We start from the raw sequence: 22,124 nt of genomic DNA, 5'->3' as shown, positions 1-22,124 counted from the left end.
TTTTTAAAGCATATCTATAAAACGATCTGTTAATGTTTTTGCATTTTCTTCTGAACGGCAAATGATTAAACATGTGTCATCGCCGCAAATGGTTCCTGCTTTTTCTGGCCAGTCAAGATTATCTATTAACGCACCAACAGAGTTTCCGTTACCTGGCATTACTTTTAAAATAATCATAAATTGCACTGTATCAATACCGATGAAACAATCTATTAAAGCGCGTTTTAATTTTTGATGTGGGTTAAAACTATTATCGGCTGGAAGACTATATTTATAGCCACCAGTTTGTGTTGGAACTTTGACAAGATGAAGTTCTTTAATATCACGGGAAACGGTTGCTTGGGTTACTTTAACATCGCGTTCTAATAGAAGTTCTACTAAATCTTCTTGCGTGTCAATCTCATTGGATGTAATCAATTCTCGAATAATAATATGACGATGACCTTTATTCATTCCTTCTTCACCTCACGATAATTTTCTACTTACATCTTATCCGAAAAAACGCATAAAGTCACGGAATTAGTGCAAAATTATGCAAGAAAAGTTACTTTTATACTCTATACATCGTAAATACATGAGTAATCACTGTTAAATAGCATGGTAAAAGCAAAAACCGGAAAACATCCTTGCTTTCCGGTATACATTATTTATCTAATTTAGTATGTGCTTTTGCTATTAGTGTTGGAATTGCATCTTTAGCTAAATAACTTTTCCCTGATTCTTCTCCAGTCCACTTAAGATGCGCAATAAATTCGATGTTTCCCTCTCCACCTGTAATTGGTGAGAAATCTAGTCCCATCAAATCATACCCATTATCAAGCGCAAATTGAACGATGTTTTCTACCACAGCAGCATGTACTGCTGGATCGCGGACAATTCCTTTTTTACCAACTTGTTCTCTTCCCGCCTCAAATTGTGGCTTGATTAGCGTCATCACATCACCACCAACTACAAGCACTGTTCTGAGTACAGGCAAAATCAGTTTAAGTGAAATAAAGGAAACATCAATTGTTGCAAAATCAGCTAACCCTTCAGTAAAGTCTGCTTCAGTTACATGGCGGAAATTCGTTCGTTCCATCACTGTAACTCGTTCGTCATTGCGCAATTTCCAAGCAAGTTGATTATAACCAACATCGAGTGCATAAGAATGTTTTGCTCCGTTTTGCAAGGCGCAATCTGTGAAGCCACCAGTGGATGCCCCAATATCAAGCATTAATTTGTCTTTTACATCGAAATCAAATATTTGCAAGGCCTTTTCTAATTTTAAACCGCCACGACTTACATACGGCATCTGCTTTCCTTTTACTTGAAGTTCGCTATCAACCGGGATTTTTTCTCCTGGTTTATCTACGCGTTCCTCTTTTCGATACACAATTCCTGCCATAATGGCCCGTTTCGCTTTTTCTCTTGTTTCAAATAGTCCTTGTTCTACTAACAGAATATCTGCACGTTCTTTTTTTATTGTCATAGTCTCTTCGCCCTTAACTTCTCGCTTTGTGCGAGCATTTCTTTTATTTTTAATTCAATTCCAGCTTCCGATATGCCATACGATTCAAGAATTACAGGGACTGAACCATGGCTGATAAATTCGTCCGGTAAACCAATTCGATGAATAGCTACATCGGTATAATTGTTCGTTTCTATAAATTCTAACACACTTGCACCAAACCCACCTTTTAATAATGATTCTTCTACTGTTAAAATGGGGATTTTTTGCTTAATCATTTGGTGTAGTAAAGTTTCATCGAGTGGTTTGATAAAACGTGCGTTAATCACTCCAACACGGTACCCTTCTGTTTCTAATTGATCCGCTGCTTTCAGGGCTAATTGAATCGTTGGTCCAAAAGTAACTATAACAGCGTCAATAGGCTGAATAATTGTTTCCCACTCTCCAATTGGAATTAGTGTATTAGATTCGGTTAACTCCACCCCTAGTCCATTTCCACGCGGATAACGAATAGCAAACGGGCCAGCATCATAATCAAAAGCAGTGACCATTAATTGTCTAGCTTCTACTTCATCTTTTGGCATAGTAATAATCATGTTTGGAATGCTGTTCAGAAAAGAAATATCAAAAATACCTTGATGTGTTTCCCCGTCAGCTCCAACAAGACCAGCACGATCAATTCCAATTACGACATTTAATTTTTGTCGACAAACATCATGGACTAATTGATCATAAGCTCTTTGTAAAAAGGTAGAATATATAGCTAAAAAAGGCTTCATTCCTTGAGTTGCTAAACCAGCTGCCATCGTTGTCGCATGTTGTTCAGCGATTCCGACATCAAAAAATCTTTCCGGAAAAGCTTTAGCGAATTTTTCTAATTTGGAGCCTACTGGCATCGCAGGAGTTATGGCTACTATACGCTCATCAGCTGTTGCTAGTCTCATTAATTCATTACTAATTACTGAACTCCATGACGGTGCTGTCTTGACCGACTTAATAAAACTACCTGTTTCGACCTTATATGGTCCTGTACCATGCCAGGTGCCACGAGAGTCAAGTTCGGCTGGCTGGTATCCTTTTCCTTTTTTTGTGACGACATGAAGGATTACAGGCCCTCTAGCTCGCTTGGCAATTTCCAAGTTCGTTAAGATATCTTCTAAATTATGTCCATCTATTGGACCTAAATACATAAAACCTAATTCTTCAAAAAAAGTGCCATTTACAAGTAAATGCTTTAAACTGTCTTTTGTTTTTTCAGCCGTGTCTGCTAATTTTTCACCAGCAGTAGGAATTTTTCTTATTAATTTATCTATATTCGTTTTTGTTTGTTGAAATTTATCGGATGTTCTTAATTTACCGAGGACATTGTGAAGTGCTCCTACATTGGGTGCAATTGACATATCATTATCATTTAAAATAACAATCATATCTTTTCCCATATCCCCTATATGATTTAAGGCTTCAAAGGCCATTCCGCCAGTTAATGCACCATCACCTATTATAGGGATAACATAAAAATCTTCTTTTTTTATATCTCTCGCAATAACCATTCCACAAGCAGCAGATAAAGAAGTAGAACTATGACCAGTTTCAAATACATCATGAATAGATTCTTTTCTTTTTGGAAATCCGTCTAATCCACCATGCTTGCGTAATGTATCAAATTGATTCGCCCTTCCAGTTAGGATTTTGTGCACATATGACTGATGACCAACATCCCAAATAAATTTATCTTTTGGACTATTAAAAGTGTAGTGTAGCGCAATTGTTAGTTCTACCACACCAAGATTTGGACCAATATGCCCACCTGATTTGGAAGTAGATGTAATTAAAAAAGCGCGAATATCCGCAGCAAGTGCTTCTAATTCTTTTATATCCAATTGTTTCATAAAGGAAGGATCCTTTATTTTTAAAAGATCCAAATAAAAACAACTCACTTTCTAAAGAGTCACTCGCATGAATGCGTGCAATGTCTTTTTTCTCCATTAATTGTTCTTATTATAGCAAATAATTCCAGTTAAACCAAACAAGGTAAAATGATTTTAGGCAAATAAAAAAGCAAATCACCGAAATGATTTGCTTTTTCTTATTCAAAAAATAGAATTACGCTTTTTGAACGTTAGCTGCTTGAGGTCCGCGTTGGCCTTCTTCAACGTCGAAAGTTACTGCTTGACCTTCGTCTAAAGATTTGAATCCGTCGCCTTGGATAGCGCTGAAATGTACGAATACATCGTCACCGTTTTCGCGTTCGATAAAACCAAATCCTTTTTCTGCGTTAAACCATTTTACTGTACCTTGTTCCATGTTCATGTTCCTCCTCGTGTGTTATGCACACTAATTATTTACTATTCTTGCTTAACGGCACGAGATGGAAAGTTGTTCACAATCGTATCTTTCACCCACAAAAATAATCTTACATTAGTATAACACGGTATTTTAGGAAAAGCAAATCAATTTGAATTATATATGTGAAAAAATTTTGAAATTACCTGATAAGTATAATTAATTTTCTCTGAGCGCTATTAAATCAGCCAGTTTCAATAGAATTTCATCATCAAGATCATGCCCTGAAAGCGCTGACTTTGCGATAGAAACATGCTCGTTTAATGCCCTTTTGGCACCATCTAACGTGAGTAATCCGGGATAGGTACTTTTATTCATAAAAACATCCACCCCTGTCTTTTTACCCATTTTTGTTTCATCGCCAATTACATCTAAAATATCATCACTTATTTGAAATCCAACCCCAATATTTTCTGCAAAAATGCGTAATCGTTTTGTTTGCTCAGAGTTAGCTTCGGCAATTTTTGCAGCAGATGTTACAGCAAAAATTAATAATTCACCTGTTTTTCGTGCGTGGATAGAAGATAACTCTTCTAATGTGACTTGCTTATTCTCTGCCTCGATATCTGCTTGTTGCCCACCAACCATGCCTTCTGCTCCACTGCTATAGCTAATTTGATTAATTAAAGCAATGCGTGTTTCAAAGGATAAGTTTTCATCTTCAGCTACGATGGAAAAAGCAAGTGTCAACAAAGCATCTCCTGCTAAAATAGCTGTGGCATCACCAAATACTTTGTGGTTCGTCTTTTTCCCGCGCCGATAATCATCATCATCCATTGCGGGTAAATCATCATGTATTAAGCTATACGTATGAATCATCTCAAGTGCAGTAGCCGTTTTCAAACCAATCATCGGGTCCTTATTTAATGCTTGCAGTGTTGCAAAAACGAGCATTGGTCGAATTCTTTTTCCACCAGCTTGTACAGAATATAACATTGATTCTTTTAATTTCGGTTCAATATTCCGCTTTTTTATTTCTTTATAAAGCGACTCATCAAGTACTTTTTTATAGTGTGCTAGAAAAAGCGTCAAATCTTGCAAATTTATTCACCATCCGCTTCAAAAGGAATTTCTTCTCCTGTATCCGTGACTACTTTAGCCATTCTTTTTTCTGCTGTTTGTAACTTGTCTTGGCATAATTTTGTTAATTCGATTCCTTTTTGATACATATCAAGGGAATCTTCGAGTGAAGCACTTCCGTTCTCAAGTGCTTCGACAATTGTTTCTAATTCAGCGATTGCTTCTTCAAAAGTTTTCTTTTTAGTTGCCACTTGTATCTTCCTCCTTCGCGGTAATGGATGCTTCTATATGTCCACCTTGCATTTTCACTTGGATATCATCGCCAACTTCTAAGTCCTGCACTGATTTAACTAGTTGTCCTTCTTTATACGTTACACCAAAACCACGTTTCAATAAAGCGAGTGGGCTTAAATGTTCTAAAGCCTCGATTTGTCTAACAAATACTTGTTGCTTGTCCTTCAGTTGTCGTTTCATCGCCTTTTCTAAAGCTTGTTTTCGTACAGCTAGTTGTTCGTTTTGAAGTTCTATTTCTTTTCTTGGATGATAGTAGTGTAAGCGGTCATTTAATCGGTTGAACATTGTTTGTTTTAATAATACTTGCTTCGAAAATGCATTTTTCAAGCGTTCAGAAAAATAATCTGTTCGTTCTATTTGCTGTTCTAATTGATGTTTTGGACCGTTTAAAATTAAGTGTTGTTTTAATTGTTCAAGCGTTCTTTCTTTTCGCTCTAATAATTGTCTTGTAACTGTTAACAACCGATATTTTCGTTCGGCGAGTCGTTCTTCTAAATCTCGGTAATCTGGAACAGCCAGCTCAGCAGCAGCAGTTGGTGTAGCAGCTCGAACATCAGCAGAGAAATCACTTAAAGCAAAATCTGTTTCATGCCCTACAGCAGAGATTACAGGCACATCAGAGTCATAAACTGCACGAACAACTGGCTCTTCATTAAAAGCCCACAATTCTTCCAGAGAACCGCCACCGCGTCCAATGATCATCACATCAATATCATTTCGCTGATTAATCCGGCCAATATTTTCAACTATTTTTTGAGCAGATTTCTCACCTTGAACAATTGTTGGATACACAATTACTTCTACAGATGGCATCCTACGATGAATTGTTGTCAGAATATCACGGACAGCTGCACCAGTTTTTGATGTCACCACTGCGACTTTGGACGGGAAAGAAGGAAGCACTTTTTTATGCGTTTCCGCAAAAAGTCCTTCCTTTTCTAATTGTGTTTTTAATTGCTCTAATTGAATATAAAGCGCCCCTACACCATCTGGTTCCATATGTTCTGCATAAAACTGATATCGTCCAGCTTTTGTAAACACACCAATTCGCCCTGTGATCAGTACATTCATACCGTCTTCTGGGACAAAACCAATCTTTTGAACTGCTTTTTGAAACATGACAGAACGAAGCATCGCAAACTCATCTTTTACCGTAAAATACAGATGTCCACTCGCAGGTTGTTTTAAATTAGAAATTTCTCCGCGTACAAATACTTGTTTCATATACGGATCTACGTCGAATTTTTTTTCAATATATTTGGTTATCGCTGCTACCGTTAAATATTTATCTTGTTCCATCATTTCACATCCAATTAATCAATTCATCTTCCAAATGCGTTTTGCTGCTTTTAATGTGTTGGCAAGTAGCATTGTGATTGTCATCGGGCCAACTCCACCAGGAACGGGCGTGATGAATCCGGCTTCTTCTATAACATCATCAAAATCTACATCACCACATAATTTATTGTTTTCATCGCGGTCCATACCAACGTCAATAACAATAGCACCGGGTTTAATATATTCTTTTTTCACAAATTTAGCTAATCCTGTTGCAACGACAAGAATATCCGCTTCTTTTGCTACTTCTGGTAAGTTTTTTGTACGACTATGCGCTATAGTAACAGTTGCATTTTCATTCAATAATAATTGTGCTACGGGTTTTCCCACTATGTTACTTCTACCAATTACCACTGCGCGTTTTCCTTCTATTTGAGTGCCGGTTGATTTAATTAATTCAATAATTCCTGCTGGTGTACATGGAACAAATGAATCTTTGCCTATGAAAAGATTACCTACATTCACAGGGTGGAAACCGTCAACGTCTTTGTCATAACTAATTGTATCAATTACTTTTTCTTCTGAAATATGTTTAGGTAATGGTAATTGTACAAGAATACCATGAATTGTATCATCCGTATTTAATTCTTCTACTACTTCTAGTAATTTTTCTTCTGAAACGGTTTCAGGAAGTTCAATCAAAACGGATTTCATTCCTGCTTCTTCCGTGCGCTTTTGTTTATTTCTTACATATGTACGAGATGCTTGGTTGTCTCCTACTAGCACAACTGCAAGTCCTGGTTTTTTATCGATTTTTGCTAATTCTGCTACTTCTGTTGTTACTCGCTCTTGAATTTCTTTTGCTAATTTTTCACCGTCAATAATTTGTCCCATACTTATTGCCCCCTTAAAATTTCATTTCCAAGTTTTATCTTAAAAAATCGCGAAATAAGGGAGTGCAAGGAATATCCTCGCACTCAATCAAGTTTATTTATCTTCAGGTGCAATATTAGCAAGTACGCCATTAATAAATTTACTTGATTTTTCATCGCTGTAAATTTTTGCAATTTCGATGGATTCATTCAAACTAACTCTATTTGGTACATCATCTAAATAATTAATTTCATAAACACTAAGACGTAGTAAAGATAAATCTACTTTACTTAAACGATCCATGCGCCAATTGTCTAAGTTAGGCTCAATAATAGCATCTATTTCTGCTTTATTTGCCATCACACCTTCGACTAATTTCTCCATATAATCGTCTTGCTCATCTTCCATGATGTTTTTAATTGCTTGATCTAGTGACATTTCATTTAGTTCGATTTGGAATAATGCTTGAAGTGCTTTCTCGCGCGCTTCTCTTCTTTTCATGTTAAAGCTGCTCCTTTTTTTCCTTGAATTTTATAGTTCAAAATCATCGAAGGAAAGTGTTTCTGTTTTTTCAAATTGTACGCCAACGATATGCACATTGATTTCAAGAACATTCAAACCTGTCATATTGAAAATTGTATCTCGGACAGCATCTTGAATATTTTGAGCAACAAGTGGAATAGTTGCACCGAATAATACAGAACAATAAAGTTCGATTAGAATTCCTTCTTCTGTTAATTCCACTTTGACGCCTTTACGGTAGTTGACAGCACCACTGAACTTTTCGCGCATTTCTGTAGCGAATCCACCTTGCATATAAGCTACATTTTCAATTTCACTTGCAGCAAGACCAGCAATGACGCCAATTACTTCAGGTGCAATCTCTATTTTACCAAGTGGTGCATCATTTTGTTTTCTCAAATCTTTTGTGTAAGCCATTTTTTAGCCCTCCTTCGAAAGATTCATTACATCATTTTGCTCCAAGAATTTAGTATTAAAGTCTCCTGACAAGAATACATCGTTATCTAACACACGTAAATGGAATGGGATTGTGGAAGGAATACCGTCAATGGCAAACTCTGACAATGCACGTTTCATTTTTTGAATAACCTCTTCACGTGTTTCTGCATAACAGATTACTTTTGCAATCATTGAATCGTAGAATGGTGGAATTTTATAGTTAGGATATGCTGCGGAATCAATTCGAACACCTAAGCCACCCGGTGGAAGATAAAATTTAATTTCTCCTGGAGATGGCATAAAGTTTTTCTCAGGATTTTCAGCATTAATCCGACATTCCATTGCCCATCCTGTTAATTTCACATCGGCTTGTTTAATTTTTAATTCTTCCCCAGAAGCAACTAAAAATTGTTGTTTTACCAAATCCACTCCAGTAACAAGTTCGGTTACCGGATGCTCTACTTGGATACGTGTATTCATTTCCATAAAGTAGAAGTTGTTTTCATGATGATCATAAATAAATTCAATTGTTCCTGCACCAGAATAGTTTACAGCTTTTGCAGCTTTTACTGCGGCTTTCCCCATTTTTTGGCGAGTTTTTTCATCAATAGCAGGGGATGGTGATTCTTCAATTAACTTTTGTAAGCGTCGTTGAATACTACAATCACGTTCTCCTAAATGAATAACATTGCCATGATTATCGGCAAGGACTTGAATTTCCACATGACGGAAATCTTGAATGTATTTTTCTAAATAAACACCAGGATCACCGAATGCTGCTTCAGCTTCTTGTTGTGTTGTTTGGATTCCTGAGATTAGTTTTTCTTCAGTCTCCGCTACACGAATACCTTTACCACCACCACCAGCTGTTGCTTTAATGATGACAGGATAACCAATTTTTTTTGCTATTTTTTTACCGTCTTCAACATCAGCAACAATTCCTTGTGAACCTGGAACAATTGGAACACCTGCTTTTCGCATTGTTTCACGAGCAACATCTTTTGTACCCATTTGGGAAATAGCGGATGCACTTGGTCCGATAAAAGTAATATTGCAGTCTTCACATAACTCTGCAAAGTCTGCATTCTCGGCTAAGAAACCATAGCCAGGATGAATCGCATCACAGTTCGTTAAAACCGCCACGCTGATAATGTTCGACATATTTAAATAGCTTTCTTTAGTTGCCGCAGGACCTACACAATAAGCTTCATCCGCTAGCTGAATATGTAGTGCTTCTCTATCTGCTTCCGAATAAATCGCCACTGTCTCCACTCCAAGTTCTTTTGCAGCGCGAATGATACGGACAGCGATTTCTCCACGGTTCGCTACCAGTACTTTTTTAATCATGTTTTTCGACCCCTTATTTTTTTCTAACTTTGAATAGTGGTTGTCCAAATTCAACTAATTCGCCACTTGAAACAAGAATTTCTGCAATTTCTCCGTCAATATCAGCAGTGATTTCATTAAATAATTTCATTGCTTCTACGATACAAACAACCGATTGTGCGGACACTTTTGAACCAACGCTAACAAAATTAGCATCTTCTGGTGAAGCTGACGCATAAAATGTCCCAACCATTGGCGATGTGATAACTTCTAGGTTTGTATCTTCAGTACTTGTTTCTGTTGAAGGTGCATCTTGTTGTGCAACTACTGGAGCTTGAACTGGTGCTTGCATAGCAGCGACAGGCGCCTCCATTACGGGTGTTGTAACTACTGCTTTATTTTTCTTAAGTAAAATTTTACTATCTTTTGTTTCTAATTCAAACTCATCTAGTGTTGACTCGTCAATCAGCTCAATTAGTTGTTTAATTTCATCTATTGATAACATACCATTTACACTCCTTAATAATACTAAAAATAAAAAATTGCATGAATCACGCATTGTCCTTATTGTACCATACTTTTTATTCAAAAGGTGCACGGGAAGCGCTCATAAACAGAAAAAACAGCTGAAGATTTAAACTCCAGCTGTAATAAATACTTCTTTCTTACGCCCGAGAAACATACGCTGCTTCGGTTGTATTAATAACTAATTTATCCCCTTCATTCACAAAAAACGGCACTTGAACTACAAGACCAGTTTCAAGTGTAGCTGGTTTAGAGCCACCTGAAGAAGTATCCCCTTTAATTCCAGGGTCAGTTGCAGTTACAACTAATTCAACCGTGTTAGGTAAATCAATACCAATTGTTTCTCCTTGATACATAATAATATTAATTTCCATATTCTCTTTTAAGAATTTAAGCTCATGAGCAATTTGGTCTTCTGGAAGTTCAATTTGTTCATAAGACTCATTATCCATGAATACATGATTTGAACCATCTGCATACAAATAAGCCATTTTGCGATTGTCGATTTGTGCTTTTGCTACTTTTTCGCCACCACGGAATGTTTTTTCTTGGATTGCTCCTGTACGTAGATTACGTAATTTGGAACGAACGAATGCTGCTCCTTTTCCAGGTTTTACATGTTGAAAATCTAGCACACGCCAAATGCCATTATCTACTTCTATTGTTAAGCCTGTTTTAAAGTCGTTTACTGAAATCATGTTTTTCCTCCTGTAATTTGCAAAGTATCTTTATTTGGAGCATATTAAGACTGCTCATTCTTCCTTATTTAACCATAAAACACGCAAAGTTACAAAGGAATTCTTATAAAATAATTAATTCTTTTGGAGAATGGATTAGAATCTCATTGCCAGTTTCAGTTATTAATAAATCATCTTCAATTCTAACGCCACCAATTCCTGGTAAATAAATTCCTGGTTCATCCGTAACTACATGTCCAACTTCCAATTGTTGAGGACTTTTGAAAGATAAGTTTGGTCCTTCGTGAATTTCTAATCCAATTCCATGACCTAATGAGTGACCAAATGCGTCACCGTAACCAAAGGAAGAAATATAATCACGTGCAATAGCATCTGCTTCAATTCCGGTCATACCTGGTTTTAAGCTATCAATTACTTTTAATTGCGCATCCAAAGTGATTTGATAAATTTCTTTTAATTTTTCAGCGGGTTCACCTACAGCAATCGTTCTTGTCATATCAGAACAATAGCCATCATAATAACAACCGTAATCCATTGTTACAAAATCGCCAACTTCGATTTTTTTATCAGTTGCAACACCATGTGGTAAAGCTGAACGAAGACCAGAAGCAACAATTGTATCGAAAGAAGAGGAAGTAGCTCCAGCTCGTCTCATAAAGAATTCTAGTTCATTAGATACTTCGATTTCTGCCATACCCGGTTTGATAAATTTAATGATGTGTGCAAATGCTGCATCTGCAATGTCACAAGCAGTGCGAATGGCTTTTAGTTCACTCGCTGTTTTCACTTTACGCATTTCTTCAAAGAACCCAGTAAGTGGGATTAATTGGCGATTAAAAATACGCTCCATTTGTTTAAATTCCGAAACCGTTACATAGTCTGCTTCAAAATGTAGCGTTTTAGTATCGTTTTTTACTAATAGTTCTTCTACTGTATCGAAAATAGGTCCAGTATGTTTAACGATTTCGTATCCTTCTGCTTGTTTCGCTGCTTGTTCCGTATATCTAAAATCTGTGATAAAATAAGCTTTTTCCGGTAAAATGAGTGCGACACCACTTGTACCCGTAAAACCCGATACATACCTTCTATTAAATTCACTTGTAACAAGAACTGCCTCAATCTTTTCTTTGCCAAGTGTTTCTTGAATTTTAGTTAGTTTAGACATTATTATTCCCCCACTTTAATTAAATTTTAGGCGCGCAAAAATCGCATTATTAAACGCGTTCGAAACTATTTTATCACAATTTAGAAAAAATAACTTTTTTTAGGCGTTTTGCGCTATACGAAAAACAGTTTTTAGCGTAAAATAACATATTAGTAAACATGAATAGGCTGGTGAAAAGTTTGAGCAAACAAAACGTGCCATCGTATGGTGGACAAGCTGTGGTTGAAGGCGTCATGTTTGGCGGCAGAAAACAGACAGTGACAGCAATTAGACGCATAGATGGTTCATTAGAATATTTTTATTTAGAAAAGCATAGTCCACTTTGGGTTATGCGTATGAAGAAAATTCCTTTTTTAAGAGGTATCGTTGCATTAATTGAATCAAGCGCCATCGGTTCCAAACATCTCGCTTTTGCGACAGACCGATATGATGAAGATCCAAATAATCCAGTAGAAGAAAAGAAAATCGAAAAAAAAGAATCGAAAGTCGCCATGTGGTTAGGTGTTGCGGTGATTGGTATTTTATCTTTCGTATTTGCTAAATTTGTGATGACGCTCATCCCAGTTTTTTTAGCAGAGTTATTTCGTCCAATTGTTCCAGGTGATACAGCACAAGTATTTTTAGAAAGCTTTTTCAAATTAATTCTTCTCTTAACTTATATTTTCGCTGTTTCCCAGACTCCAATTATTAAACGTGTTTTTCAATATCACGGTTCTGAGCATAAAGTAATTAATTGTTATGAAGAAAATCTACCTTTGACTGTTGAAAATGTTCAAAAACAATCGCGACTTCACTATCGTTGCGGTAGTAGTTTTATTTTATTTACTGTTATCGTTGGTATGTTTATTTATTTACTAGTACCTACTGACCCGCTATGGCTTCGAGTTGTAGACCGAATTCTGCTTATCCCTGTTGTGCTTGGTGTGGCCTTTGAAGTCTTACAATTAACCAATAAATGCCGTAATATTCCAGTACTCAAATATCTAGGTGTGCCAGGGTTATGGCTACAACTCCTTACAACAAAAGAACCTTCTGATGATCAAGTGGAAGTTGCTATCGCATCATTCAACGAGCTTTTACGTGTAGAAAAAGAAGGCGCTCCAATTGATAATACTGAACCGGAGAATCTAGAACTTTTAGAATAGGAGTCGATTGATTTGAAGAAATTTCCTCTTATTGTTATTGTTTTACTCGCGCTTGTTGGTATTGGGCTTTTAATGGGTGGTTTTAAATCATTTTTCCTATTGATTATTTCTGTAATAATTGGGACACTTATTTTCACCCTATTGTTGCGACTTTTCGCGAGTAGAAAAACAGATAGTAACTATCAAAAAGCTGTGAAACAATCAAAGAATTTACATGATTCAAAGAAAAAAACAAAGAAAAAACGAAAATCTTCTTTCAAAGTGATTGATGGTGGCAAAAAATAAGTTATAATAGAAAAGGATGCTTTAAAAAAAGCAGTTTTCAGGATGAAAGGGGTTTACACAATTGATTAGTTGGATTATAGCAATTATCATTCTGGTTATTCTTTTAGGATATGAAATTTACCAGTTTGTAATGCGACGCAAAGCAGTAAAAGTTTTAACAGAAGAAGAATTTAAAAAAGGTTACCGTAAAGCACAGTTAATTGATGTTCGCGAGCCAAATGAATTCGATGCAGGACATATTCTTGGGGCTAGAAATATCCCCGTTACACAAATGAAAAACCGTACAACAGAAATCCGTCAAGATTTACCTGTTTACTTATACTGCCAAACTGCACAACGTAGTAACCGTGCGGCAATTATGCTTTATAAACGTGGCTATAAAGATGTTTATCAGCTAAAAGGCGGCTTCCGTAAATGGACAGGAAAAACTAAAGCAAAATAAAAAAATCCTTGTCATGAAAATTCATGACAAGGATTTTTTTATACTTCTTTTTGATATCTTAAAACAGGTTTTCTAGCAGCCCGCGTTTCATCTAGTCGTTTTACATACGTACTATGCGGCGCTTCTTGAACGATTTCAGGATTCTCTTCTGCTTCTTTAGCAATTTTTAACATTGTATCAATAAACGAATCAAGTGTTTCCTTAGATTCTGTTTCAGTTGGTTCAATCATAATTGCTTCCCCAACGATTAATGGGAAATAAACAGTTGGTGGATGGAAATTATGATCTAATAAACGTTTCGCAATATCAATTGTACGGACGCCGAGTTTTTTCTGTCTATTGCCACTTAAAACAAATTCATGTTTGCAAACTTGATCAAATGGCAAATCATACGCCGCTTGTAATTTGCGCATCATATAATTAGCATTTAACACGGCATATTCCGTCACTAATTTCAAACCATCTGGTCCCATAGTGCGGATGTAAGTATATGCGCGCACATTTATACCAAAATTACCATAGTATGGCTTCACACGTCCAATAGAATCAGGATAATTGTAATCAAATGTGTAAGCATCTTCTTTTTTCGTAAGCACTGGTGTAGGTAAAAATGGAATTAATTCTTTTTTCACACCGATGGGTCCTGAACCTGGGCCACCGCCTCCATGAGGACCTGTGAAAGTTTTGTGAAGGTTTAAATGTACTACATCAAAACCCATGTCTCCTGGTCTAACTTTCGCCATAATTGCATTTAAGTTGGCACCATCATAATACAATTTACCACCTGCCGCATGAACAATTTCTGCCATTTCCACAATATCTTTTTCAAACAGACCAAGTGTATTTGGGTTTGTAAGCATTAGTGCTGCTGTGTCCTCACCAACTACTTTTTTCAAATCAGCTACATCCACAAGACCTTTTTCATTGGATTTAACTGTCACTACATCAAAGCCTGCAACAGCCGCAGATGCCGGATTTGTACCATGAGCAGAATCTGGAATGATAACTTTTGTACGTTTCGTGTCGCCATTTTTTTCATGGAACGCACGAATAAGCATCAACCCTGTCCATTCTCCATGTGCTCCAGCAGCTGGTTGTAATGTCACTTCATCCATACCTGTAATTTCAACTAAACTAGTCTGTAAATCATATAACAGCTCAAGCGCGCCTTGTACTGAACTTTCCGGTTGATTAGGGTGAATGTTGGCAAAACCGGGGAACCTAGCTACTTTTTCATTGATTTTTGGATTATATTTCATCGTACAAGAACCAAGCGGATAAAAACCAGAATCTACGCCAAAGTTATGATTGGATAAATTGGTATAATGACGCATAATTTCAAGCTCACTTAATTCGGGTAAATCTGCTGGAGTAGAACGAAGATAAGCTTCCTCAAAAAAATCACTAGCCTTTGTTTCTGGCACATCACTTTCTGGCAAACTAAAACCAATTCTTCCTGGAATAGAGCGTTCAAATACTAATGGCATTGTTTCTTCTAAATTCATTTTACACCCTCCAAGCTCGCCACAAAGGCATCAATTTCCTCTTTAGTACGCATTTCAGTTACCGCTACAAGCATATGTTTTTCGTATTTAGTATCGTAAAAACCCAAATCATACCCACCAATAATCCCCTCATCTAAAAGCGATTCATTTACTTCTTTAATTGGTTTTGAGAGTTTAACGACAAACTCATTGAAAAAACCATCTGAAAATAATACTTCAAAACCATTTTCACGGAATTTTTGTTTTGCGTAATGCGATTTATCTAGGTTTTGTTTTGCCATTTCTATTAGACCTGTTTTACCAAGCGTCGCCATTGCAACCGAGGAAGCTAATGCGTTTAGAGCTTGGTTCGAGCAAATATTTGATGTAGCTTTATCACGACGAATATGTTGTTCGCGCGCTTGTAAAGTCAACACATAACCACGTTTTCCATTTTCGTCCACTGTCTCTCCAACTAAACGTCCAGGAACTTTACGCATTAATTTATTTGTTACTGCAAAAAATCCACAGTGCGGACCACCAAACGATTCTGGTATACCAAACACTTGAGAATCCCCAACAACAATATCGGCACCAAACTCTCCTGGTGGTGTAAGTAAGCCAAGAGATAATGGATTACTGGAAACTAATAGTAACGAATTATTTTCATGAATCAGTTTTTCTAATTCTGCTAAAGGCTCAACTTGACCATAAAAGTTTGGATACTGTACGACAAAACCAGCGATATCCTCTGAAAGAGCTTTTTTTAGCGCATCCATATCAGTTTTCCCATCTATTTCTGGAATCACTTCTACTTCGATATGTTGACCAGTAGCATATGTTTTTAATACATTAGAGCTTTCTGGGTGAACAGCTCCTGAAATAAGGATTTTTTTACGTTTTGTATGGCCACTTGCTAACATAGCTGCTTCTGCAAGGGCTGTCCCGCCATCATACATCGATGAATTAGCTAAATCCATACCAGTTAATTCCGCAATCATTGTTTGAAATTCAAAAATCGCTTGCAGTTCTCCTTGCGAAATTTCCGGCTGATAAGGGGTATAAGCAGTATAGAATTCAGAACGAGAAATAACATGATCTACCACTGTAGGGATATAGTGACTATAAACCCCTGCACCTAAAAAAGATGCATATTCTGCTGTATTGGCATTTTTAGAAGCAAGTTTAGACAATTCACGTAATAAGGCTGGTTCAGATTTTGCTGGTTTTAAATCATAATCTCGCTTAAATCTAATTTTTTCTGGAATATCTTGAAATAAGTCATCAATTGATTTAACCCCTATTACATCAAGCATTTCCTTTTCATCTTGTTCTGTCATTGGTAAATAACGATGTTTTGCCATATTATTTCCTCCTTTTACTTTGCGCGTTTATAAAATGGTGTTTGTACTATTTTTGCTTTGACTTTTTTATTTCTTATACCCACTTCTAACTCTTGACCTAATTCTGCATAAGCTGTATCTATTAAAGCTAAACCTATATTGGTTCCAAATGTTGGGGATTGTGTACCTGAAGTAACAATTCCAACTTCTTTATCATTTAAAAACACTGGATAATCGTGACGAGGAATACCACGTTCGATTAATTCAATACCAACTAATTTTCTTGTGAGTCCAGCTTCTTTTTGTTTGATAAGCGCTTCCTTACCAATAAAATCTGCTTCTTTTTTTAATTTCACAGCAAAATTCAGACCTGCTTCAAGTGGTGTAATATCCTTACTTAATTCTTGACCATATAAAGCTAGCACCGCTTCTAGGCGCAACGTATCACGAGCACCTAAACCAATTGGCGCTACCCCTTCTGCCAAAATAGCTTCAAATACTTTTCCAGCATCTGCGCTTGCCATATAAATTTCAAAACCATCTTCTCCAGTATAGCCACTTCTAGAAATAATTGTTTTTACTCCGGCTACCTCTACGTCTTCTATGAATCCAAAGAAGCTTATAGAACTTAAATCTACATCCGTCAACTTCGAAAGGATTTTTTCTGCACTTGGACCTTGAAGCGCTAATTGACCATATTCCGCAGAAACATTAGTAACTGTCACATCTCCCCGAACGTTTTGTACCATCCATTCAAAATCTTTTTCTGTATTTGCCGCATTGACGACAAGTATGTATTCTGTTTCTGATTTTTTATATACTACTAAATCATCCACGGTTCCACCATTTTCATAACACATGATGTTGTATTGCGCTTTTCCAATTTTTATTTTCTCTATGTCGTTGGATAGTAAATACTGTAAATAAGAAGTACTGTCAGGACCTTTCACTAAAATTTCTCCCATATGAGACACGTCAAACAACCCTGCATCTGTTCGCACGGCTTCATGTTCTGCTTTTATCCCAGCAAATTGTACTGGTAAATCCCATCCACCAAAATCAATGGTTTTCGCACCGTATTTTGCATAAAGTGGATGAATCGGTGTTTTTAGTAATTCTGTCATAATTATATCCTCCTTTTCACATAACAAAAAGGCTTATATGATTCATAAGCCCTGTCGTGACATAAAAATGACTCCAGAGTTGCGTCCCGTAAACATCCTTTTGCCTGAGAGTTTCACATAAAATATGCTTTCCCCGTCGGCGCTGCTTTTAACAGTCTCTCTGTTTACATTCACCCGCTAATTCTATTATGTATTTGCCTTTTCTATAGCTTATCATGACTTGAATTGTTCGGCAAATAATTAGTTTTATTCCTTTAAAAAAGTTTTTCCGTCTTATTCGTTCGGAATGTAAGGGCTTTATCGTTGTATATCTATATTAAACATACGCATGTGACGATTCGCACATAGATTGTGAAAATATTTAAATTCAAAAAAAGTTTTTTGCTTGGAATTTCACTTTCAAAATTCACTTTTTAGAATAATTTAGTGGTAAAAACGCTATTTTCATCTTATAAAATCCTTTTTTTCATCTTTGTGATAAATGTACTGGAAAAGGATTTCCATGTTAGATGTGGAATATGACTTGTAAGGAGGTTCTTATGCCACAAAAATTAATGGATCATATCATATTTCAAGCTCTTCATGTGAATGCGAGTGATATCCATATCCACCCTTTAAAAAATCGATATTTACTTCGTTTGAGGGTGAATGGTGTACTCATTCCTCTCCTCTATCTTCCTTTTGATAATGGAGAAAAATTAATATCTTTTCTAAAGTTTCAAGCAGCCTTAGATATAAGCGAAAAAAGAAAACCACAATCTGGTAGCTACGAAACTAAAAAACATGATGAAAAAATTGCTTTGAGAATTTCAACTATGCCCAATAAAGATTTTCAAGAGAGTATGGTCATTCGTATTTTTCGTTATAAGTATCCTATTCCATTTTTAGAATCTAGTCTTTTCTCCAAATTGCCTCAACAAATATTAGAACAATGCGAAAACCAAACAGGATTATTTCTTTTTTCTGGTAGTACAGGCAGTGGTAAATCAAGTTCTATGTATAGTTTAGTTTCTTCTATACAAAATAAAACTGAACTTCAGATTATTACAGTGGAAGATCCAGTTGAACATTATTCACCAGAATTTCTTCAAATCGAAATTAACGAGAAGGCTGGCGTCAATTATGCTCCTATTATTCGTTCTGTCCTTCGTCATGACCCTGATATTCTTATTATTGGAGAAATCCGTGATAAAGAGACTGCGAAAATGGTCATTCGAGCCGCTTTAACTGGTCATTTAGTTTTAAGTACTGTTCATGCAGGCAATCCATTTGGAGTATTGCTTCGACTGCTAGAATTTGGAGTAAGTGAAGAAGAATTAGCACAATGCTTACTTGGAATTAGTTTTCAAGAGTTGATTCCTCTTTTTTGCACCTATTGTGGCACTTTATGTCATCCCTTTTGCACTCATTTACCTCGTAAAAGAACTGCTATTTATGAAGTATTGACTAAATATGATATAAAAACCTATTTGCATTCTGATAAGCAACAAAACACGCCTAAATATACACTTCAAGCAATGTATCAGAAAGGAGTTGCTTATGGCTTTTTTTCAACGAGTTAATTGGAAAGATGATGGTGATTTTTTGGTGAGAATTGCTAGTTTATTAAATAAAGGTTTTTCACTGGAAGCTAGCATCAGTTATTTAAGTATCACTTCCCCTAAAAACCATGATCGCTATGAAAATATAATTGCTAGTTTAGCCCTCGGAAATAGTTTTGCTTATTCTCTTCAACAGAATGGTTTTCCTGAATTTATCTGTTCTCAACTTCACTATGCTTCTAATCATGGGTATTTTGCTCAAACTATTCATGAAACAGGTATCCATATGACAAAAAAAGCGGAAGAAAAAAACGCCCTAAAGAAAACATTTCAATATCCTCTAGTTTTATTTTCAACTGTAATTATTGTCTTTTTTTTACTTCGGATTTTTTTGTTACCTAAATTTGAACTTTTATTTTCCCAACTATCAAGTAATGGTTCATTGGGAACTAATTTCACTTATTTCCTTCTTGAAAAAGTGCCTATATTATTAGGTATCTTTTTACTCTCACTTTTCTTATTTATAAGTGTTTTGATTAAAAAACAGAATAAAAAAGCGGCTTATGATCGAGCTTATTTTTATTGTCGAGTTCCTTTCATAAAGCAATTCTCTCGGATTCACTATTCGCAAAATTTTTCGCGTGAAATTGGCTATCTTTTAAAAAGCGGATTATCTATTTCACATATAATGCAACTATTTGCTAGTAAAGATTCCCCTGCTTTTTTTCAATCCATTGCAAAACAGATTCTTCCTATGCTTGAACAAGGATTGCCACTAACAAAAGCACTTGAAAAAATGCCTATATTTGAAAAAGAACTTTATTATATCGCTATTCATGGAGAAAAAAATGGTAATTTAGCTGAGGAATTTTTATTTTATTACCAGTTATGCCATCAAAAAGCACTTCAAAAAACAGAAAAATTATTTTCATTTATTCAGCCTATTGTTTTTATGATTATTGGAGTATTAATTATCTCTATTTACCTATCCATACTTTATCCAATGTTTTCTATGGTAAATCAAATCTAGAGGAGGATTATTATGTTTAAACGAAAAATAGATTGGCGTGATGATCGCGGCTTTACATTAGTAGAAATGCTAATTGTTTTATTAGTAGTTAGTGTTTTACTTCTTTTAACTATTCCAAATATCGTTTCCCAAAGTAAATCTATTAATAATAAAGGTTGTGAGGCATTTATTTCGATGGTTCAAGGACAAGTTCAATCCTATCAATTAGATAAAAATTCCATTCCATCTGTTAGCGAACTGGTAACAGGCGGCTACTTAAAAGCCAACCAAAAATCTTGTCCAAATGGAAATAGTATTACAATTGATAGTTCTGGAAATGTATCAGAGAAAAAATGAAAAATAATGCGTTTACTTTATTAGAAATGTTACTCGTGTTGTCCATTAGTCTCACAATGATTACACTTACCATTTATCCCATCTCCACTACACTTTCTTCGCTTACAGAAAAACAACTTTTGGAGGAAGTGAAGGCTGCTATTTACTTCGCACAGCTAAATGCCATTACAACTAGCAATGATACTGTAATTTCTTTTCAGCCCGAAATCAACCAATTCAGCAGCTCAACAGCAACTTCTGCTCTTACAAACATCCAATTTGATAACTCATTAAAAATAAACCATATTAAACCAGAAAAATTTCGCTTTTCTGGTTTAGATGGTTCTATCAATCGATTTGCCACCGTACATTTTAGTGGAAAAAAACAGACTTATAAACTGATATTCCAAATCGGAAAGGGGCGTTTTAGAATTGAAGCAAATTAATGGGTTTTCCTTAGTTGAAAGTATTGTGTCTCTTTTAATTTTTTCATTAGTTTGCAGTTTTTTACTTCCAATTTCCATGACTATTTTTCAAAAATTAGATGAACAAAAGGAAAATAGCCAATTGTATCAAGAAATATTTGAGCATAGTGAGTTAATTCGTTATAAAAGCATTTCAATCCATTTCAATGACAATACAATCAGAAGTTATTACTATAAAGGAGGAATTCAAATCTGTGCTAAAAACCAGTCAAAAGAGAGATGTATATTTTAACAGTAATACTCCTGCTTTCACATTACTTGAAACAATATTATCAATCACAATAGTTTTAAGTATTAGCTCCCTAATTCCATTATTTTTCCAATGCTATAATAAAACAATTCAACTTAGTAATTTAGACCAAACAATGGAATGGCAACTTTTTTTAATTCAAGCTAGATTAGAGCTAGAAAAGGGAAGCGACCTTCGATTAGACGAAAATAAATTATCATTTCAAAAAGATGGAAATCAAATCACTTATTCAAAATACAATGATATACTCAGGCGACAAGTAAATGCGAAAGGACATGAACCCTTATTAACAAAAATAAAAGATTGGAAAATAATTCAAAAAGAAAAACAACTCATTATGACTGTTAAGTTTTCAGATGATTCTTCGTTTACTACCAAATTCCCTTCTTCTGAAACTAAGGTGTCCAAATGAGGAAAAACGCCTTTACTCTCCCCTTCACTATTTTTATAGCCTTTATTACTATTCTTATTGTTACTGGTAGTGCTTCTCTATTTAAAACACAAATGCAATATGAAAAAAGAATTCAAAATTACTATCTGGCACTAGCAGAATTAAATCTTGCATTAGTAACAGCGAAAGAAGAAGGTTCTCTGCCAACTGATTTTAATACAACATATGCTGAATCATCCATTAGCTGTCATTTTATCAAGGATAAATCCTCATATGATTGCCAGATTACTTTAAAAAACGGGTTTGCTTTATCTAAAATAATTTCTATAGAAAAAACAACGAATACCAAATAGTTCGGAA

At 35.6% G+C, this 22,124-nt stretch carries 27 protein-coding genes and 1 riboswitch; of the genes, 10 read left to right on the top strand and 17 right to left on the bottom strand.

The window, feature by feature from the left end; all coding sequences use genetic code 11:
- Positions 1–3 precede the first annotated feature (3 nt).
- The 14 genes from ahrC to LWE_RS06905 form a co-directional block, all read right to left on the bottom strand.
- The gene (gene ahrC / locus LWE_RS06970; protein WP_011702180.1) at positions 4–453 is read right to left on the bottom strand and encodes a transcriptional regulator AhrC/ArgR; all 450 of its coding nucleotides are present in this window, start codon (positions 451–453) and stop codon (positions 4–6) included.
- Between the two features lie 190 nt (positions 454–643).
- Positions 644–1,468 carry a TlyA family RNA methyltransferase gene (locus tag LWE_RS06965; RefSeq protein ID WP_011702179.1) on the bottom strand — a complete coding sequence of 275 codons (825 nt, stop codon included), beginning with the start codon at positions 1,466–1,468 and terminating at the stop codon, positions 644–646.
- Complete coding sequence (gene dxs / locus LWE_RS06960) at positions 1,465–3,384, bottom strand: 1-deoxy-D-xylulose-5-phosphate synthase (protein WP_077904717.1); 1,920 nt, start codon at positions 3,382–3,384, stop codon at positions 1,465–1,467. The genes LWE_RS06965 and dxs overlap by 4 nt, the downstream gene beginning before the upstream one ends.
- A gap of 166 nt (positions 3,385–3,550) precedes the next feature.
- A complete protein-coding gene (locus LWE_RS06955; protein ID WP_003719639.1) occupies positions 3,551–3,751 on the bottom strand; it encodes a cold-shock protein in 201 nt (66 codons plus the stop codon).
- A gap of 198 nt (positions 3,752–3,949) precedes the next feature.
- Positions 3,950–4,831: a polyprenyl synthetase family protein gene (locus LWE_RS06950; protein ID WP_011702177.1), complete on the bottom strand. Its 882-nt coding sequence runs from the start codon at positions 4,829–4,831 to the stop codon at positions 3,950–3,952.
- A 2-nt stretch (positions 4,832–4,833) separates the two neighbouring features.
- Positions 4,834–5,061, bottom strand: a complete 228-nt coding sequence (locus tag LWE_RS06945; RefSeq protein ID WP_011702176.1) for an exodeoxyribonuclease VII small subunit — start codon at positions 5,059–5,061, stop codon at positions 4,834–4,836.
- Positions 5,051–6,403: an exodeoxyribonuclease VII large subunit gene (gene xseA / locus LWE_RS06940; protein ID WP_011702175.1), complete on the bottom strand. Its 1,353-nt coding sequence runs from the start codon at positions 6,401–6,403 to the stop codon at positions 5,051–5,053. The genes LWE_RS06945 and xseA overlap by 11 nt, the downstream gene beginning before the upstream one ends.
- Positions 6,404–6,421: 18 nt before the next feature.
- Entirely contained in the window at positions 6,422–7,276 is an 855-nt protein-coding gene (gene folD, locus LWE_RS06935) for a bifunctional methylenetetrahydrofolate dehydrogenase/methenyltetrahydrofolate cyclohydrolase FolD (protein WP_011702174.1), read from the bottom strand.
- 93 nt (positions 7,277–7,369) lie between these two features.
- Positions 7,370–7,756: a transcription antitermination factor NusB gene (gene nusB, locus LWE_RS06930; protein WP_011702173.1), complete on the bottom strand. Its 387-nt coding sequence runs from the start codon at positions 7,754–7,756 to the stop codon at positions 7,370–7,372.
- 30 nt (positions 7,757–7,786) lie between these two features.
- Complete coding sequence (locus tag LWE_RS06925; protein ID WP_003722485.1) at positions 7,787–8,194, bottom strand: Asp23/Gls24 family envelope stress response protein; 408 nt, start codon at positions 8,192–8,194, stop codon at positions 7,787–7,789.
- Positions 8,195–8,197: 3 nt separating this feature from the next.
- Positions 8,198–9,562, bottom strand: coding sequence for an acetyl-CoA carboxylase biotin carboxylase subunit (gene accC / locus LWE_RS06920; RefSeq protein WP_011702172.1), 1,365 nt, complete (start codon positions 9,560–9,562; stop codon positions 8,198–8,200).
- A gap of 13 nt (positions 9,563–9,575) precedes the next feature.
- Entirely contained in the window at positions 9,576–10,046 is a 471-nt protein-coding gene (gene accB / locus LWE_RS06915; protein ID WP_011702171.1) for an acetyl-CoA carboxylase biotin carboxyl carrier protein, read from the bottom strand.
- Positions 10,047–10,206: 160 nt separating this feature from the next.
- Positions 10,207–10,764: an elongation factor P gene (gene efp / locus LWE_RS06910; RefSeq protein WP_011702170.1), complete on the bottom strand. Its 558-nt coding sequence runs from the start codon at positions 10,762–10,764 to the stop codon at positions 10,207–10,209.
- 103 nt (positions 10,765–10,867) lie between these two features.
- Positions 10,868–11,929 carry a M24 family metallopeptidase gene (locus tag LWE_RS06905; RefSeq protein WP_011702169.1) on the bottom strand — a complete coding sequence of 354 codons (1,062 nt, stop codon included), beginning with the start codon at positions 11,927–11,929 and terminating at the stop codon, positions 10,868–10,870.
- 179 nt (positions 11,930–12,108) lie between these two features.
- Here LWE_RS06905 and LWE_RS06900 point away from each other — a divergent pair, with 179 nt between their 5' ends.
- The 3 genes from LWE_RS06900 (at position 12,109) to LWE_RS06890 (ending at position 13,801) form a co-directional block, all read left to right on the top strand.
- On the top strand, positions 12,109–13,074 hold the full coding sequence (locus LWE_RS06900; RefSeq protein ID WP_011702168.1) for a DUF1385 domain-containing protein: 966 nt from the start codon (positions 12,109–12,111) through the stop codon (positions 13,072–13,074).
- A gap of 12 nt (positions 13,075–13,086) precedes the next feature.
- A complete protein-coding gene (locus tag LWE_RS06895; protein ID WP_011702167.1) occupies positions 13,087–13,359 on the top strand; it encodes a hypothetical protein in 273 nt (90 codons plus the stop codon).
- 61 nt (positions 13,360–13,420) lie between these two features.
- Positions 13,421–13,801, top strand: coding sequence for a rhodanese-like domain-containing protein (locus LWE_RS06890; RefSeq protein ID WP_011702166.1), 381 nt, complete (start codon positions 13,421–13,423; stop codon positions 13,799–13,801).
- A 38-nt stretch (positions 13,802–13,839) separates the two neighbouring features.
- Here the strand turns inward: LWE_RS06890 and gcvPB are convergent, their stop codons facing one another.
- From gcvPB to gcvT, 3 genes are read right to left on the bottom strand one after another with little or no spacing between them, the layout of a single operon-like run.
- Positions 13,840–15,306: an aminomethyl-transferring glycine dehydrogenase subunit GcvPB gene (gcvPB, locus tag LWE_RS06885; protein WP_011702165.1), complete on the bottom strand. Its 1,467-nt coding sequence runs from the start codon at positions 15,304–15,306 to the stop codon at positions 13,840–13,842.
- A complete protein-coding gene (gene gcvPA, locus LWE_RS06880) occupies positions 15,303–16,649 on the bottom strand; it encodes an aminomethyl-transferring glycine dehydrogenase subunit GcvPA (RefSeq protein ID WP_011702164.1) in 1,347 nt (448 codons plus the stop codon). Before gcvPA ends, gcvPB begins: the two co-directional genes overlap by 4 nt.
- A gap of 14 nt (positions 16,650–16,663) precedes the next feature.
- On the bottom strand, positions 16,664–17,752 hold the full coding sequence (gene gcvT / locus LWE_RS06875) for a glycine cleavage system aminomethyltransferase GcvT (protein WP_011702163.1): 1,089 nt from the start codon (positions 17,750–17,752) through the stop codon (positions 16,664–16,666).
- Between the two features lie 82 nt (positions 17,753–17,834).
- A riboswitch (glycine riboswitch) is annotated at positions 17,835–17,926 on the bottom strand.
- Between the two features lie 365 nt (positions 17,927–18,291).
- On the opposite strand from gcvT, the gene comGA reads away from it, so the two are divergent.
- Genes comGA through LWE_RS06840 form a run of 7 tightly spaced genes read left to right on the top strand, consistent with a single transcriptional unit; the run spans position 18,292 to position 22,117 of the window.
- Entirely contained in the window at positions 18,292–19,314 is a 1,023-nt protein-coding gene (gene comGA / locus LWE_RS06870) for a competence type IV pilus ATPase ComGA (RefSeq protein WP_011702162.1), read from the top strand.
- On the top strand, positions 19,292–20,323 hold the full coding sequence (gene comGB / locus LWE_RS06865) for a competence type IV pilus assembly protein ComGB (protein ID WP_011702161.1): 1,032 nt from the start codon (positions 19,292–19,294) through the stop codon (positions 20,321–20,323). The genes comGA and comGB overlap by 23 nt, the downstream gene beginning before the upstream one ends.
- A gap of 12 nt (positions 20,324–20,335) precedes the next feature.
- Positions 20,336–20,659 (top strand): competence type IV pilus major pilin ComGC, encoded by a 324-nt coding sequence (comGC, locus tag LWE_RS06860; RefSeq protein ID WP_011702160.1) that lies wholly within the window; start codon positions 20,336–20,338, stop codon positions 20,657–20,659.
- A complete protein-coding gene (comGD, locus tag LWE_RS06855; RefSeq protein ID WP_011702159.1) occupies positions 20,656–21,084 on the top strand; it encodes a competence type IV pilus minor pilin ComGD in 429 nt (142 codons plus the stop codon). Before comGC ends, comGD begins: the two co-directional genes overlap by 4 nt.
- Complete coding sequence (gene comGE, locus LWE_RS14855; RefSeq protein WP_011702158.1) at positions 21,071–21,355, top strand: competence type IV pilus minor pilin ComGE; 285 nt, start codon at positions 21,071–21,073, stop codon at positions 21,353–21,355. Before comGD ends, comGE begins: the two co-directional genes overlap by 14 nt.
- Entirely contained in the window at positions 21,318–21,785 is a 468-nt protein-coding gene (gene comGF / locus LWE_RS06845) for a competence type IV pilus minor pilin ComGF (RefSeq protein WP_011702157.1), read from the top strand. The genes comGE and comGF overlap by 38 nt, the downstream gene beginning before the upstream one ends.
- A complete protein-coding gene (locus tag LWE_RS06840; protein WP_011702156.1) occupies positions 21,782–22,117 on the top strand; it encodes a hypothetical protein in 336 nt (111 codons plus the stop codon). The genes comGF and LWE_RS06840 overlap by 4 nt, the downstream gene beginning before the upstream one ends.
- Positions 22,118–22,124: the final 7 nt, after the last annotated feature.

Origin of the sequence: Listeria welshimeri serovar 6b str. SLCC5334, assembly GCF_000060285.1 — a bacterium.
GTDB classification, from domain to species: Bacteria; Bacillota; Bacilli; order Lactobacillales; family Listeriaceae; genus Listeria; species Listeria welshimeri.
The sequence above is the reverse complement of the archived record's forward strand: the minus strand, read 5'-3'. Positions and strand labels throughout refer to the sequence as shown.